The 213-nt window shown below is 67.6% G+C and carries 1 pseudogene; it reads right to left on the bottom strand.

Annotated elements, in window-relative coordinates:
• Window positions 1-191, bottom strand: a pseudogene (locus tag PSD17_RS23610) (IS982 family transposase); the annotation flags it as partial.
• Between the last annotated feature and the right edge of the window lie 22 nt (window positions 192-213).

Here is a 213-nt window from a genome sequence, read left to right as displayed (position 1 = left end):
GGCAGCGCCCGGGGCACGAACCGTAGCCAACGGGCCTCGGAGCGGACTCCCAGCAGCACCTGCGCCACGGCCAGGGTGAGCAGCTCGGCGTCGGAGAGCTTCGGTGGCCTGCCCGGGCGGGTGCGTTTGCCCAGCCAGTCGTCGATCTTGACGTAGAGTGCGGTCAGGAGGGTGTTGAGGTCGGTCGTCACAAACTGATCTTCAACACCCTCC

This window comes from Pseudonocardia sp. D17, from assembly GCF_036984265.1.
GTDB classification, from domain to species: domain Bacteria; phylum Actinomycetota; class Actinomycetes; order Mycobacteriales; family Pseudonocardiaceae; genus Pseudonocardia; species Pseudonocardia benzenivorans.
The sequence above is the reverse complement of the archived record's forward strand: the minus strand, read 5'-3'. Positions and strand labels throughout refer to the sequence as shown.